The organism is Paenibacillus sp. Y301 (genome assembly GCF_059445505.1).
Window position 1 is genome coordinate 1 of sequence record NZ_JCAIUL010000012.1, and the last position, 13,822, is coordinate 13,822.

General features: G+C 41.7%; 13 protein-coding genes, 11 tRNA genes, 1 rRNA gene and 1 riboswitch. Of the genes, 21 read left to right on the plus strand and 4 right to left on the minus strand.

Annotated features, from left to right (window positions below):
- Window positions 1–7: 7 nt before the first annotated feature.
- The 12 genes from rrf to AC1D69_RS18785 all read left to right on the plus strand — a co-directional run bounded on the left by rrf (window position 8) and on the right by AC1D69_RS18785 (window position 1,207).
- A 5S ribosomal RNA gene (rrf, locus tag AC1D69_RS18730) occupies window positions 8–124 on the plus strand.
- A gap of 60 nt (window positions 125–184) precedes the next feature.
- Window positions 185–260, plus strand: a tRNA-Asn gene (locus tag AC1D69_RS18735).
- A gap of 5 nt (window positions 261–265) precedes the next feature.
- A tRNA-Glu gene (locus tag AC1D69_RS18740) sits at window positions 266–340 on the plus strand.
- A gap of 24 nt (window positions 341–364) precedes the next feature.
- A tRNA-Val gene (locus AC1D69_RS18745) sits at window positions 365–440 on the plus strand.
- A gap of 27 nt (window positions 441–467) precedes the next feature.
- Window positions 468–544, plus strand: a tRNA-Met gene (locus tag AC1D69_RS18750).
- A 30-nt stretch (window positions 545–574) separates the two neighbouring features.
- Window positions 575–652: transfer RNA gene (locus AC1D69_RS18755), tRNA-Asp, on the plus strand.
- Between the two features lie 17 nt (window positions 653–669).
- A tRNA-Lys gene (locus AC1D69_RS18760) sits at window positions 670–745 on the plus strand.
- 16 nt (window positions 746–761) lie between these two features.
- Window positions 762–846, plus strand: a tRNA-Leu gene (locus AC1D69_RS18765).
- A gap of 8 nt (window positions 847–854) precedes the next feature.
- Window positions 855–929 (plus strand) — tRNA-Gly (locus AC1D69_RS18770).
- 18 nt (window positions 930–947) lie between these two features.
- Window positions 948–1,024, plus strand: a tRNA-Arg gene (locus tag AC1D69_RS18775).
- A gap of 24 nt (window positions 1,025–1,048) precedes the next feature.
- Window positions 1,049–1,128, plus strand: a tRNA-Leu gene (locus tag AC1D69_RS18780).
- A gap of 5 nt (window positions 1,129–1,133) precedes the next feature.
- Window positions 1,134–1,207 (plus strand) — tRNA-Pro (locus AC1D69_RS18785).
- A 413-nt stretch (window positions 1,208–1,620) separates the two neighbouring features.
- Here the strand turns inward: AC1D69_RS18785 and AC1D69_RS18790 are convergent.
- Window positions 1,621–1,800, minus strand: coding sequence for a hypothetical protein (locus tag AC1D69_RS18790; protein WP_495457674.1), 180 nt, complete (start codon window positions 1,798–1,800; stop codon window positions 1,621–1,623).
- Between the two features lie 111 nt (window positions 1,801–1,911).
- Window positions 1,912–2,085: riboswitch (cyclic di-AMP (ydaO/yuaA leader) on the minus strand.
- A 295-nt stretch (window positions 2,086–2,380) separates the two neighbouring features.
- Here AC1D69_RS18790 and AC1D69_RS18795 point away from each other — a divergent pair.
- Window positions 2,381–3,076 (plus strand): BofC C-terminal domain-containing protein, encoded by a 696-nt coding sequence (locus AC1D69_RS18795; RefSeq protein WP_495457675.1) that lies wholly within the window; start codon window positions 2,381–2,383, stop codon window positions 3,074–3,076.
- Between the two features lie 84 nt (window positions 3,077–3,160).
- Here AC1D69_RS18795 and AC1D69_RS18800 read toward each other — a convergent pair whose 3' ends face one another.
- Complete coding sequence (locus AC1D69_RS18800; RefSeq protein WP_495457676.1) at window positions 3,161–4,222, minus strand: branched-chain amino acid aminotransferase; 1,062 nt, start codon at window positions 4,220–4,222, stop codon at window positions 3,161–3,163.
- Window positions 4,223–4,347: 125 nt separating this feature from the next.
- Between AC1D69_RS18800 and AC1D69_RS18805 the strand changes: the two genes are divergently transcribed.
- From AC1D69_RS18805 to yajC, 8 genes are all read left to right on the plus strand, one after another.
- A complete protein-coding gene (locus AC1D69_RS18805) occupies window positions 4,348–5,229 on the plus strand; it encodes a LysR family transcriptional regulator (protein ID WP_495457677.1) in 882 nt (293 codons plus the stop codon).
- Window positions 5,230–5,377: 148 nt separating this feature from the next.
- Complete coding sequence (gene ruvC / locus AC1D69_RS18810; RefSeq protein WP_495457678.1) at window positions 5,378–5,881, plus strand: crossover junction endodeoxyribonuclease RuvC; 504 nt, start codon at window positions 5,378–5,380, stop codon at window positions 5,879–5,881.
- Window positions 5,878–6,498, plus strand: coding sequence for a Holliday junction branch migration protein RuvA (gene ruvA, locus AC1D69_RS18815; RefSeq protein WP_495457679.1), 621 nt, complete (start codon window positions 5,878–5,880; stop codon window positions 6,496–6,498). Before ruvC ends, ruvA begins: the two co-directional genes overlap by 4 nt.
- A 19-nt stretch (window positions 6,499–6,517) precedes the next feature.
- Entirely contained in the window at window positions 6,518–7,525 is a 1,008-nt protein-coding gene (gene ruvB / locus AC1D69_RS18820) for a Holliday junction branch migration DNA helicase RuvB (protein ID WP_495457680.1), read from the plus strand.
- 27 nt (window positions 7,526–7,552) lie between these two features.
- Window positions 7,553–9,664 carry a SpoIID/LytB domain-containing protein gene (locus AC1D69_RS18825; protein WP_495457681.1) on the plus strand — a complete coding sequence of 704 codons (2,112 nt, stop codon included), beginning with the start codon at window positions 7,553–7,555 and terminating at the stop codon, window positions 9,662–9,664.
- A 6-nt stretch (window positions 9,665–9,670) separates the two neighbouring features.
- Entirely contained in the window at window positions 9,671–10,699 is a 1,029-nt protein-coding gene (queA, locus tag AC1D69_RS18830) for a tRNA preQ1(34) S-adenosylmethionine ribosyltransferase-isomerase QueA (RefSeq protein WP_495457682.1), read from the plus strand.
- Between the two features lie 74 nt (window positions 10,700–10,773).
- Window positions 10,774–11,913 carry a tRNA guanosine(34) transglycosylase Tgt gene (gene tgt, locus AC1D69_RS18835; protein ID WP_495457683.1) on the plus strand — a complete coding sequence of 380 codons (1,140 nt, stop codon included), beginning with the start codon at window positions 10,774–10,776 and terminating at the stop codon, window positions 11,911–11,913.
- A 31-nt stretch (window positions 11,914–11,944) separates the two neighbouring features.
- The gene (gene yajC / locus AC1D69_RS18840) at window positions 11,945–12,223 is read left to right on the plus strand and encodes a preprotein translocase subunit YajC (RefSeq protein WP_495457684.1); all 279 of its coding nucleotides are present in this window, start codon (window positions 11,945–11,947) and stop codon (window positions 12,221–12,223) included.
- 112 nt (window positions 12,224–12,335) lie between these two features.
- On the opposite strand, the gene AC1D69_RS18845 is transcribed toward yajC, so the two are convergent.
- Both AC1D69_RS18845 and AC1D69_RS18850 read right to left on the minus strand, forming a co-directional pair.
- The gene (locus AC1D69_RS18845; protein WP_495457685.1) at window positions 12,336–13,190 is read right to left on the minus strand and encodes a phosphatase PAP2 family protein; all 855 of its coding nucleotides are present in this window, start codon (window positions 13,188–13,190) and stop codon (window positions 12,336–12,338) included.
- Between the two features lie 74 nt (window positions 13,191–13,264).
- On the minus strand, window positions 13,265–13,660 hold the full coding sequence (locus AC1D69_RS18850) for a TIGR04086 family membrane protein (RefSeq protein WP_495457686.1): 396 nt from the start codon (window positions 13,658–13,660) through the stop codon (window positions 13,265–13,267).
- Window positions 13,661–13,822 lie beyond the last annotated feature (162 nt).

Genomic DNA, 13,822 nt, shown 5'->3' on the forward strand with positions numbered 1-13,822 from the left:
AATCCCGTTTGGTGGCGATAGCGGAGGGGTTCCACACGTACCCATCCCGAACACGACCGTTAAGTCCTCCAGCGCCGATGGTACTTGGACCGCAGGGTCCTGGGAGAGTAGGACGCCGCCAAGCAGATACTCTGCAAGATATGTTTACATACTTATGGTAATCATGTTTTATAGTCGTTTATATTCCCTGATAGCTCAGTTGGTAGAGCACTCGACTGTTAATCGAGTTGTCACAGGTTCGAGTCCTGTTCGGGGAGCCATATAAGGCCCGTTGGTCAAGCGGTTAAGACACCTCCCTTTCACGGAGGTAACAGGGGTTCGATTCCCCTACGGGTCACCAATTATATTGTATTCTATCCTTTATGGAGGCTTAGCTCAGCTGGGAGAGCATCTGCCTTACAAGCAGAGGGTCGGGGGTTCGATCCCCTCAGCCTCCACCATTTAACTCAATATGCTTGTTACAATGACGCGGGGTGGAGCAGCCCGGTAGCTCGTCGGGCTCATAACCCGAAGGCCGCAGGTTCAAATCCTGCCCCCGCAACCAATTTTATTCCTTAGAGGAATATATTTATGTGGAACCGTGGTGTAGTTGGCCTAACATGCCTGCCTGTCACGCAGGAGATCGCGGGTTCGAATCCCGTCGGTTCCGCCATTTATCTTTACAGTTGTGAGCCATTAGCTCAGTTGGTAGAGCACCTGACTTTTAATCAGGGTGTCGAAGGTTCGAATCCTTCATGGCTCACCATTTTTTTTACAAGCGTGCGCGTGTGGCGGAATTGGCAGACGCACTAGACTTAGGATCTAGCGTTTCACGACGTGGGGGTTCAAGTCCCTCCACGCGCACCATATGTTTTGCGGACGTGGCTCAGCGGTAGAGCATCGCCTTGCCAAGGCGAGGGTCGCGGGTTCGATTCCCGTCGTCCGCTCCATTTTTATCACAAATATTTGCGCCCTTAGCTCAGCTGGATAGAGCGTTTGACTACGAATCAAAAGGCCAGGAGTTCGAATCTCTTAGGGCGCACCATTTTTATTAAGAAATACATAACACGCCGGTGTGGCGGAACTGGCAGACGCGCACGACTCAAAATCGTGAGGGAAACCGTGGGGGTTCGAGTCCCTTCACCGGCATATAACGGGACGTAGCTCAGCTTGGTAGAGCACCTGGTTTGGGTCCAGGGGGTCGCATGTTCAAATCGTGTCGTCCCGATCAAATGAAAGACCATCGAATTACTTCGGTGGTCTTTTTGCTATGTAAGGTAATGACTGCAACTTACCTATGCATCAGCTTTCTAAGAGTCTAAGTTCGACATGATGGGTAAGTTTTGTCCTCTCGATAAAGGAGAGCAGCTCGGGCTTGTTTTCACATACAGCGGAATGTTCCAACCATAGTTGATATTTCATTTTGTGCAATACAGATAGATGGAAAGGGTAGGTCTCCCGAGATCTTAAGACATACCCACCTGTAGGAGTATTCTTCCAGGGATCTTTAAATACGGTGGCGATCGGAAATCTGAGCCGTGTCTACCAGTCTTGTTGCTGTTGTTTTTCACGAATACTCGTGTCTACCTCTCGTATGGTGCTTGAGTCTGTACAGTCCTTATATGAAGAGAGATTACTGAATTAGTGGGGCACGTCAACTTTATTATCGCCAAATGCATAACCCATAATATATCTGGATCCATTTTCTTCATACCAGAGTGCACCAAAGCATAATGACTGTAGACTAAGAGGTTCAAGCAATTTCTGATGTGTTCCAAAATAATAATACGTACTGTATACAGTGCTTCCACTGTGGCTCATCCCTTAAAATAGTTTTGCACAACACAAAAAGCCGCAGACAGAGGAGGACCTCTGCTGCGGTTTGCGATTACAGGCTTAAATAAACCTAACGCAAAGACGTTGCGGATCAAGGATCTCTCTCTGTGCGTTTACGAGGTTAGCTGTCGGATTCGGACGGTGAGAGTCGCCCTACCCTTACCCTATGAGACTGTGAACAGTCCCTTTGGATTCACACCCCAGGTAGGTCCTTTCAAACCTAGTGGTTTCCCCATTTCCTGCCAAGCGGAAATTCAACGTGTGTTCACCCAAATGATACTATTGATTGCTTCTTCTTGTGAAAAACAAAAGAGCCCTTTTAAGCTAAAGAGAATCCAAATGTGGTCGGTTAACGACAATAACTAGAGTAAATATGTATGACCGTTTATAAGGTATCTTTCTTCAAAAACCTCTATTTATTGTTTTTCGCATTGCATATCTTTAAAAATATCTCGTTTTCTAGAGAAATCAGGACGGGATAAAGACTTCGAAGGTCTGTTGGCTGTATAAACGAAGTCCTCTTCGGTCACAATAAAGAAAAGTAAGCAGATAGAAGGGGATTAGCGTGAATGCTTCAAAACTAAAAAAACAGTTGAAAAGGAATTGGAAAAAGTGGAAGCGACGGACTGGAACAACGGCATTGTGTATTATTGTTGTTGGGATGGTCTGGTGGGGATTTCATCTCTCCGATAAAGTTCAATCTTTACTGAACTCGAAACCTCAGATTGCTGTCCAAACTTTAAAATATTTACAGAATAATTCGCTCGAGGATGAGTCCGAAGAAGACCGTTATTTTTTACAAAGATTAGAAGAATCAGATGAAATGCATAAGGTTACTTTTCGAAAAAATTATGTTTGTGGTCAAGAAGAACAGGTTCTTGGACAAATGCGCTCTGAACGCATTAGTCATCTACTTCAACATAATCCAGCATGGATAGGTCACCTCGATCGTAACGGGGATGTGTGGCTTATAGAGACGATCTCAGACTTATCACCTGTGTGTAAACAGAAAGCTTATATGAGTATGGATGCAAACGGTAATCTTACATTATATGAAGGCCCTCCTCATAAAGAAAAAGTGTTAAAAACATTCTTTCAGCTTGATATTAATTCCATGGAATCAACACTTCCTAATGGGGTTCTAAAAGAACTATATGATGGTATCCGAATACAGGATATTGATGAGTATAACAGTGTCATTTCAACTTTTAGTGACTATGCACGCGAGCATAGCGAGAATGTGATGAAGAGGACAGATTAAGAATAGAAGAGATATAAAAAACAACTCCCTCAGTATGTTAGAGGGAGTTGTTTTGATATTCCAATTGTTGCTAATAAATTAAGATTAGACTTGAACCGTCCATTGAAGTGTATCTTCAATCAATCCTGTTTGGATGCCTGTAATTGTATCATAAAGCTTCTGAGATAGTTCTCCGATATGCCCTTGATTAATAACCATTTGATTATTATTCCAATACAATTCACCAACAGGAGATATAACGGCAGCTGTTCCAGTTCCAAATACCTCTTCTAAAGTATTGTTCTTGGATGCTTCGTACACTTCTTCCATGGAGAGCTGACGTTCCTCCATAGGCACACCCCAGTTGCGTAGCAATTCCATAATTGAATCACGCGTTACACCCGCTAGAATACTACCGTTCAATTTAGGTGTAATGACTTTCCCGTCAATTTTGAAGAAAATATTCATGCTTCCTACTTCTTCAATATACTTCTTCTCAATGGCATCTAGCCACAGAACTTGCGAATAACCTGCTTCTTTGGCTTCCGTCTGTGCTTTGATGCTAGCCGCGTAATTACCAGCAGCTTTAGCCATCCCCAGACCTCCACGAACTGCACGTGTGTAGGAGCTCTCTACGTTGATTTTAACAGGCTCTAGTCCTTCACTATAGTAAGCGCCAACAGGTGACAGAATGACCATGAGTTTATAGGTGTGGGATGCACGTACGCCTAGACAAGGTTCAGTCGCGATAATAAAGGGGCGAATATATAATGAGGTCCCTTTTCCAGTTGGAATCCAATCTTTATCTACATTAATTAAGGTTTGAATGGCATGGATCAGGAATTCACCATCGACCTCAGGAATTTCAAGACGTCTATTGGATTGGTTGAAACGTTCCATATTTTTCTCAGGTCTAAACAAGAGAATTTGCTTATTCTTTGTTAAGAATGCTTTCATACCCTCAAAAACAGCTTGACCGTAATGAAATACCATAGCGGCAGGGTCTAATTCAATAGGGGCATAAGGAACGATACGAGGTTCATGCCAACCTTGCTCTAAGTTGTAGTCTAGTATAAACATGTGATCTGTGAAATGCTGACCGAACTCCAGATGGCTTTCATCCGGTTTTACTTTGTGGGTGGTTCTTTGTTGAATTTGAATGTCCATATTCTAACTCCTCCTGAGTCTCATTGAAATATTCTTTCTTAATTATAATGATAAAAAAAACAATTGGTCAATCCAATTATATCTATTAAGATAATAGTTAGTATCTATAAGTGGGAGGCGATTCTGTGGAATTTAGACTTTTGGAGTATTTTCTTGCTGTTTGTGACGAGTTACATTTCACAAGAGCAGCAGTACGTTTAGGTATTAGTCAGCCTACGTTGAGTCAACAGATTCGTCTACTTGAAGAAAGGGTAGGTACACCGTTATTCAGAAGAATCGGGAAAAGGAATCATATGACAGAGGCAGGAAGTATTCTACGGAATCATGCGATACGAGTCTTCTATGAGCTAGAACAGGCACAAATAAAAATAAAAGAGATCAAAGGATTGCAACGAGGCAAGTTGAGAATTGGATGTTCAGGTAACCATTTACTCACTACGTCCATCGTTTCTTTCCATGAGAAATATCCGGGTATATCCTTATCTGTGATAGAGTTAGCGACGGAAGAAACAAAGCAGGGTTTGTTAAATAACGAGCTAGATATCGGTGTTGTATTTCTTCCATTGGAAGATATTCATCTAATAAGTCAGCCTTTATATACGGAAGAGCTTAGTTTAGTTATTTCTACTGAGCACTCATTAGCGCAGGAGTGTAGTGTATCATTCATGCGTTTGCAGAACCTATCCCTAGTATTATTTCCAGAGAAGTTCCTGGTAAGGCAGATGATAGATGCATATGGTAGAGAGGTAGGAATTACGTTTAGTCCTATTCTCGAACTGTCAACAATGGAGTCTATGTTACAGATGGTCCAACTTAATATAGGGGCAACTATTTTACCCAAATCTTATATAAATGTGAATCATATACCAGATCATCGCATTAAAATCATTCCAATTATTGAACCTACTCCCCAAAAAGTGGTGGGAATTGTGTATAGAAATGAAGCTATTAGGACGTTGGCGATGGATGCTTTTATCAGCGAATTATTATATCATTTCCGATCTTAAGGGAAAAAATACTCGCTCTAGAGGTTTATTAAGAATCTATGGTATGTCACGGTGGTATTTCTAGCAGTCATAGACTTAACTGATAGTTTTTCATATAATAAGAAGAACGAATACATATGTTCGCTTTATGATGAGGGAGAGATTGACTTTGCGGATTTTAGGAATTGACCCGGGTATTGCCATTGTCGGATTTGGTTTTGTAGACAAGGAGGGAAGTAAAATCACGCCGGTTCAATACGGATGTATTCAGACAGAAGCTCATACGCCAGAAGAAGACCGTTTGTTACATGTGTACGAAGGTATGATACAGTTGATAGATAAATATAAACCAGATACCGTTGCATTCGAAAAGCTATTTTTTAATCGAAATGTAACGACAGCAATGACCGTCAGTCAGGCACGTGGGGTCATGATTCTAGCAGCAGTACAAAGAGGATTACCCATCGGTGAGTATACACCATTACAGGTGAAGCAGGCTGTTGTCGGATATGGTAAGGCGGAAAAGAAGCAGGTTCAGGAGATGGTGCGTATTTATTTGCGCTTAAAAGAAGTTCCTAAACCCGATGACGTTGCGGATGCTTTAGCTGTAGCTATATGCCATGCACATTCGTATACATTAAATTCGAAGTTAAATGAGGTATTGCGAAAATGATAGATTTCTTAACTGGCCCTGTCGTCCATTTGGAGAATGATTATGTTGTGTTAGATGTTCGGGGTGTTGGTTACCGTGTATTTTGCCCTAATCCATATGCTTTTGCCAAACTTGAAGGTGAAGTTACAATTTATATCCATCACCATGTACGTGAAGATGCGATGTTATTATTTGGTTTCCCAACACGTGAGGAGCAGAAGTTGTTCCGTAAGTTAATTGAGGTATCTGGTATAGGCCCCAAGGTGGCGCTTGGTATATTAAGTGGTGGAAATCCGGATCTTGTTGTTTCAGCAATCTATCAGGAGAATATTGCGTTCTTAACCAAACTTCCTGGCATCGGAAAGAAGACTGCGCAGAGAATGATCCTAGACTTGAAGGACAAGTTAGATGGTCTAGGCCTTGGTGCAACGGTTATATCTGGAGGATTATTCACTGTTCCTGAACCACAAGCGGGAGATGGATCTTCGTGGTCTGAGGCTAGAGAAGGATTGAAGGCGCTAGGTTATACGGAAACAGAGCTAGACAGTGTATGGTTAAAAATTAAAAATGATGTCTCCTATGAAGACACGATAGACGTCTTAATGAAGCGGGCGCTCAAACTGCTCTATGCGGGCTAAGGAAGAGGAGCGATAAGTAATGGAAGACCGTATTATATCAGCAAACTTGATGATGGAAGATCAGGCGGTGGAGCTCAGTCTTCGCCCACGATATTTGGCAGAATATATTGGTCAGAATCAAGTGAAGGAAAATCTAAAGATTTATATTGAAGCGGCCAAAATGCGTAATGAAGCCCTTGATCATGTGCTTCTATATGGTCCGCCAGGACTTGGTAAAACGACATTGGCCAATATCATCGCTAATGAATTAGGTGTCAATCTACGTACTACGTCTGGACCTGCTATTGAACGTCCTGGAGACTTGGCTGCATTACTGACCAATCTTCAAGAAGGTGATGTGCTATTTATTGATGAAATTCACCGTCTACACCGAACCGTTGAGGAAGTTATGTATCCAGCGATGGAGGATTTCGCGCTCGATATTATGATCGGGAAGGGGCCAAGTGCCCGATCCGTCCGATTGGATTTGCCTCCTTTTACATTAATCGGAGCTACAACACGTGCAGGCCTGTTATCAGCACCTCTACGGGATCGATTCGGTGTAGTCAGTCGGCTGGAATTCTATAGTGTGGACGAACTTAGCTTTATCGTATCCAGAGGAGCGGACATATTCGGTATTGAGATTGTGGGCGACGCAGCTGAAGAGATAGCTCTAAGAGCTAGGGGGACCCCTCGTATTGCTAACCGCTTACTGAAGCGAGTACGTGACTATGCACAGGTACGTGGAGATGGCATCATCACACGTGATATTGCGGATCAAGCACTGCACATGTTACAAGTTGACCCGAGAGGGCTAGATCAGATTGATTACAAAATACTTCATACGATGATTACTAGCTTCCGTGGAGGTCCGGTAGGACTTGATACGATTGCTGCAACGATAGGAGAAGAAAGTCAGACGATCGAGGATGTGTACGAACCCTATTTAATGCAGATTGGCTTCTTGCAACGAACACCACGTGGAAGAATAGTGTCGCCTACAGCCTATCAACACTTGGGATTGCCACAACCACCTCAACAGAAGTAAATAACCTATCTTAGAGAGGAGAATTTGATGATTCTCAATTTGAAAAGTAAGGCATTGAAGTGGTTAGGTAAAGGAATGTTAGTTATTGTTCTTAGTTCAGCTTGTCTAACCTCCCCACAAGGGGTAAGTGCGGACGGGCTCACACCGGATAACATAAGAGTTGCATTGTTTCTAGATTTAGGTACGACTTACAAATCAACAACTCCTACTGTAACCTTGCAATCTACTTCCTCATGGAATGCAGGTTTTAAGGGGACAGATGGGTATCAATCGCTGGTTACTTTAGAAGGTAATCAACAAGTGCGATTTAGCATGGATACTTTCCGTGTCAAAGTATTGGAGACAAAGGATTGGATAACAGCTGCGGCAGCAGCGAAGAAGTTGTCTTCAACGAGCGATAAGCCGTTGCTATTCAGTACTTCACTAGGTGACAGTACGGTATATCAGCTGTATTCGGGAACGTATGCAACAGAACAAGCGGGACATGAGGCTGTAGTTCGCGTAACTAAGACGGTAGCTTCTCAATTGAACGGTCAGGTACCTTCACTAAAGGGAAGTAAACATTGGTCTGCTGGAGTCTACAATTCTCAGGATCAAGCAGCAACACAACAAAAGGCCATTCAATCTGCTGGATTGGATGCTATGACCGTTATTCAGGGAATGCCTTCCGGTGAAGTTCAATATGCCGTGTGGGTTGGAGAAGCCGTAAGTGATCTTGAAATGTCAAACATTCAAAATAAAATGAGTCAACTTGTACCGTCAGTAACGGTATCAGAGGTTGACTCTTCTATTCCTGCACTTATATTACGTCAAGACGTAGGTATTAATCTTACTTCAATACAAACGGTTGATCATTATCAAATAAGCGGTGAGTCTGCTAAGTTGTGGATTCCAGACAATACACATGGAATGAAAGTTACGGAGAGATCGGCACGTAGCTATCGAGGTCATTGGGAAGTTAGTCTATATAATGGGCAGCTAGCATTGGTGAACGAAGTGCCGTTAGAACAGTATCTTTATTCCGTTGTTGGGGGAGAAGTACCCTCTTCATGGCCAAGTGAGGCATTGAAATCACAGGCTGTAGCTGCTCGAAGTTATGCTATCTTTCAGAGCAACAAATATAAGATAGCAGACGTAGTCGATACGACATTAAGCCAAGTATATAATGGGATAGGTTCGGAAGCGACGAGTATAACCCAAGCTGTTGATGACACTCAGGGAGAAATCCTAACACAAGATGGTAAAGTGGTTGAGACCATATTCTCATCTAATAGTGGGGGTGTAACGGCTGATTCTAGTGAAGTGTGGAATAGTAATAATAAAACTTTTGAAAGTGTCACAAGTGAAGGGGATATAACCGCACAAAAGAGTCTCAAGATGTGGTATCATGTCTTGTTAACTAATGGTGTTACAGGTTATGTTCGAGAGGATAATGTAAAAGAATTGCCAAGTACAACAGCTTCGGGGCTGGCTCAGTTAACGGTAACATCAAAGGATACGGATGTTCGGGTCATCCCTTTAGTTCAATCCAATGTTACAGCAGTTAGTAAACTTAATCCGGGAGATACAGCTGTAATTCTAGCAAAAGTTGCAGAATCAAACACGTATTCGTGGGTTAGAGGTCCTTATACCTCTGCTGAATTACTTAAGACGATGAAGGGGATAACAACCTTACAGTTACCTTCAAGCATAGATGCACTAGAAATAACGAAACGTGGACCATCCGGTCGCGTTATTGAACTCCAAGTCAATGGACAAGTCATGGACGTGAAATATCCAGATATGTTCAGATCTGCCCTTAACGGACTACCAAGTACATTGTTTGATATTGTATCAACAGGAAGTTATACTGTATTAGGTTCAGACGGTGTAACGGTAAAGGCATCTGCTTCTTCTAGTACTTCCGTTATTTCAGCTTCAGGGACTAGTAGTCTTAACAATGCGGGAACTGTCATCATGAATAGTGAATCAAAGGCAGAAGTATTGGAAGCAGGTCAGAAGTTTATATTTATTGGACAAGGAAATGGTCATGGTCTAGGGCTTTCTCAGTGGGGAGCAAAAGGCATGGCGGATGCAGGGAATGATTATCAGGATATTTTGAAACACTATTATCAAAATGTCACTATTACTAAGGAATGACGACACATGGATGTAGAATTATATAATTTTGATCTACCAGAAGAATTGATTGCACAGACGCCACTTTTTGATCGAAGTTCATCACGATTGCTTACGCTGAATAAAGAAGATGGTAAGACAGAACATCATACCTTTAAAGATATAACGGAATATCTTAAGCCAGGCGATACGCTGGTATTGAATGACACTCGCGTTATCCCTGCAAGACTATTTGGTGTAAAGGAAGATACGGGTGCTAAGGCCGAGGTTCTATTACTTAAGAATTTAGGTGAGGATCGCTGGGAAGCATTAGTTAAGCCAGGAAAAAAACTGAAACAAGGAAATACGATCGTTTTTAGTGAAGAACTTAAAGCGGTGATTGAGTCTGAAGGTGATATGGGAGGCAGAGTACTCAAGTTTACTTATCATGGAGTATTTCAAGAAATCCTAGATCGGATTGGACAAATGCCACTTCCTCCATATATTAAGGATAAGCTTGATGATCGTGAACGTTACCAAACGGTGTATGCGCGTCATGAAGGTTCAGCAGCTGCACCTACAGCAGGCCTTCATTTCACAGAGGAATTACTTGATGATATCCGTGCAAAGGGTGTGTCAGTAGCGTTTATTACACTGCATGTGGGATTAGGAACCTTCAGACCCATGTCAGTGGAACGAGTAGAAGACCACGTGATGCATGAGGAGTACTATTCTTTGTCTCAAGAAACGGCAGATCTACTCAACGATACTCGTCGTGATGGAGGTAGAATTATTGCTGTCGGAACAACTTCATGTCGAACGTTAGAGACAGTAGGGAAGCAATGTTCAGGTGGACCACTCAAGGAAAGTAGTGGCTGGACCAGTATTTTCATGTTTCCGGGTTATGAGTTTACGGTTGTGGATGCATTGATCACGAATTTCCATTTACCGAAATCCACCTTGGTCATGTTGGTTAGTGCATTGGCAGGGAGAGAACATATTCTTGATGCGTATAAAGAAGCCGTGAAGGAAAAGTATCGGTTCTTCAGCTTCGGCGATGCAATGTTTATTTATTAAAATAGGTAAAAAGTGAAAGTGAGTTTTACTTGAGTCTAGAAGAACGTTATATAAGGAAGGAATTCAAATACACTATGGCAGCAGCAATTACTTATGAACACATTAAAACATGTAAGCAATCAGGAGCTCGATTAGGGCGTGTTCATACGCCTCATGGAATTATTGAGACACCTACATTTATGCCTGTTGGAACACTAGCAACCGTGAAGACGATGAGTCCGGAAGAACTTAAGCAAATGGATGCTCAGATTATTCTAAGTAATACGTATCATTTGTTCCTACGTCCTGGACACGATATTATCCGTGAAGCGGGTGGTCTACACAAATTTATGAATTGGGATCGCCCAATCCTAACGGATAGCGGTGGTTTTCAAGTATTTAGTCTTAGTGAAATGCGTAAAATCACAGAAGAAGGCGTTCATTTCCGCTCTCATCTAAATGGTGATAAATTGTTCCTTTCACCAGAGGTAGCCATGGAAATTCAGAATGCACTTGGATCAGATATAATGATGGCGTTTGATGAATGTCCTCCTTATCCTGCAGAATATGATTATGTGAAGAAATCACTTGAACGCACGACTCGTTGGGCTGAACGTTGTCTTGAAAGTCATGCCCGCACGAAAGATCAAGGCCTATTTGCTATTGTGCAAGGTGGGATGCATGAAGATCTTCGGAAGCAAAGTGCACGTGATTTGACTTCCATGGATTTCCCGGGGTATGCTATTGGTGGACTCAGCGTAGGAGAGTCTAAGCAGATCATGTATGATGTGCTGGATTATACAGTTCCATTACTTCCTAGTAATAAACCCCGTTATTTAATGGGTGTGGGGTCTCCGGATGCGCTAATTGAAGGATCTATTCGTGGAGTAGATATGTTTGACTGCGTTCTCCCAACACGGATTGCTCGTAATGGGACAACAATGACAAGCGAAGGACGAGTTGTGATCCGCAACGCTAAGTATGCTCGTGATTACGGTCCACTAGATCCAGCATGTGATTGTTATACATGTAGGAATTACTCGAGAGCTTACCTGCGGCATTTGATTAAGGCAGACGAGACCTTTGGACTGAGACTGACTACATACCATAATCTGCATTTCTTGCTAGAGTTAATGCGCAAGGTTCGTCAGAGTATTATGGACGACAGACTGCTAGATTTTCGCGATGAGTTTTTTGAACAGTATGGGCTTTACGAGAATCTTAAAGGTTTCTAGAATGAAGCAATCTATTTGAGGGGGAAGTTACATGTCTGAAATGATTCAATTATTATGGCCTTTTGTTCTTATGTTTGCGATCTTTTACTTTTTGTTAATTCGTCCGCAACAAAAGAAACAAAAAACACGTGCATCCATGTTAAGTGCTCTTAAAAAGGGAGATAAGGTAGTAACCATTGGTGGTCTTCACGGTACAATCGTAGAAATTACTGATGATATTATCGTACTTCTTGTGAATGATGTTACAAAACTTACTTTTGACCGTAGCGCGATTAGCCAAGGTGTTCGCACAGACGTTGAAAGTAAATAAAGTACATTCTTAATCTAGAACTATATTGTGAAATCAAAGAAGAGGTTGTCCATATCGTCGTTAGACGAAATGGATAACCTCTTTTGCATGATACGGTGTAATGGTTGATTCATTATTTACTATTGTGAGGCACACGAATTTTATGAGGAGCTTTCTTATAAAGGGGTTTTTCCTCTTTTCTAAGAATTGATTTTGCCCAATAAATACCTAAACTGGATGAAATAATGCCGAGGAGTGAACCCGCAAACATGTCACTAACCCAATGTATACCAAGATAGAAAATGCTGAATATAATAATGATTCCACTTATCCCTGTGATGATTCTCCAACGACGATTACCTGAACGTGCACCCAATAGTAATATCGTCATAGAGATGGAAGTATGAAGGCTTGGGAAGCAATTGTTCAGACCGGATAGAGGTCTATAGGATTCCTCGAATGTAGGAAATACATCTAGCATATGAAAACGGACTCCTGCGGGTGGATAGGACCATACCTCATTTACGGGAAAAAACAGGTAAAAGGGAATTGCGACAGAGTAATTAATAATGATAGCGAAGCAAATGGCATATACAAATAACTTGTTACGATCTAAAAGGTAAACCCCAATGGAGGAAATTAGTAAGGATTGAAAAACAATAACATAGAAGAAGACGCATATTTGGGTGATGATTGGATTGTAGAAAAAGTCTTGTATATTTCTTACGATATGTCCCTCTATACCGAAGATCCAGGGGGTGAAATCAGCATAATATTTCATGTTGTGTTCAAAGCGTAGTTCATTTTTATTAATGAACAAGATCGCTGCAACCGACAAGATTAATACTATAAATTTACGTGAAGATAGAATGGTTGCAGCGAGCTCTTTGATGACTAGAAAAGGATTACGCATTGATCCTATCCATATAAGCAGTATAATCGTTACTGTTGAGGCTAAAGCAATGGTTCCCATGGATTGATATAACACAAAAACGGCCTCCTCTTTATAACATGACTTCATCTAGTGTACCATATTTATAAGGAAGAGACTATTTATGGGAATTACTTATTTTGCTTTAAATTTACCCCGAACATTCCTCCAATAGCACCAATAACAAAGGCAAGGCCAATCCAAAGAATATTTCCAAAATGAAGTGAGTTATCTAAGGCTAGAAAACTGATGAGTAGAATGATTAATGTGTAAAAGGCACCCGTTAATCCCCCGTGATACCATCCTTTTTTACCAGCACGTTTACCCGATACCATCCCTCCAACGATCGCGGAGAATATATGAATAATATAAGTATACGTGCCAAGATCGTGTTCCTGCATTTCACTTAACCATAAGAATAACGATAGAACGAATGAACCCATCATCATCCAAAAGAACGCATACCAAAGTCCAGCAAGTAATGGGCTGGTAATTCGAAATGAGATGAATTGACGAATAAATTGCATCTGAGAGACCCCCCTTTATAGTTGATTAGTTACTGTCATTGTATGATGGGGCTTGCCCCAGTAGTACAAGAAAGCACAGAGTTGATGGTGAAAGTGACTTTCCATTAATTAAAACGCAGATGATTGCATGAGCTTGCTATAAACAGGTGACAATAGAAATAA